1 pseudogene is annotated in these 724 nt (G+C 68.8%); it reads left to right on the top strand.

Annotation, left to right across the window (positions count from 1 at the left end):
• Nucleotides 1-89: 89 nt before the first annotated feature.
• Nucleotides 90-724 (top strand): annotated as a pseudogene (locus IEY58_RS34145) (urocanate hydratase); the annotation flags it as partial.

The raw sequence follows: 724 nt of genomic DNA, 5'->3' as shown, positions 1-724 counted from the left end.
GCTCTCCGCCATCCTCGACCATTGCCTCGCCTTCGCCCAATCGCACGGCTGAAACCACGCGCGTGATCTTCAGACCAGGAAGCCTTGCCATGACCCGTATCGACAATGCCCGGATCGTCCGTGCGCCGCGCGGCCCCGAGATCAGCGCCAAGAGCTGGCTGACCGAGGCGCCGCTCCGCATGCTGATGAACAATCTCGATGCCGAGGTGGCGGAGAAGCCGCATGAGCTGGTGGTCTACGGCGGCATCGGCCGCGCCGCGCGCGACTGGGACGCGTTCGACCGGATCACCGCCGCGCTGCGCACGCTCGAGGCCGACGAGACCCTGCTGGTGCAGTCGGGCAAGCCGGTCGGCGTGTTCCGCACCCACGCCGACGCGCCGCGCGTGCTGATCGCGAACTCGAACCTGGTGCCGCATTGGGCCAACTGGGAGCATTTCAACGAGCTCGATCGCAAGGGCCTGATGATGTACGGCCAGATGACGGCCGGCTCCTGGATCTACATCGGCAGCCAGGGCATCGTGCAGGGCACCTACGAGACCTTCGTCGAGATGGGCCGCCAGCACTATGCCGGCAGCTTGCGCGGCCGCTGGATCCTGACCGCGGGCCTGGGCGGCATGGGCGGCGCGCAGCCGCTGGCCGCGACCATGGCCGGCGCCTCCTGCCTCGCCATCGAGTGCCGGCCGAGCTGCATCGAGTTCCGCCTGCGCACCGGCTATGTCGACAC

The sequence above is a fragment of the Aliidongia dinghuensis genome, from assembly GCF_014643535.1.
GTDB classification, from domain to species: Bacteria; Pseudomonadota; Alphaproteobacteria; order ATCC43930; family CGMCC-115725; genus Aliidongia; species Aliidongia dinghuensis.
Note: the sequence above shows the minus strand (reverse complement) of the source record. Positions and strands in the feature narration are given on the sequence as shown.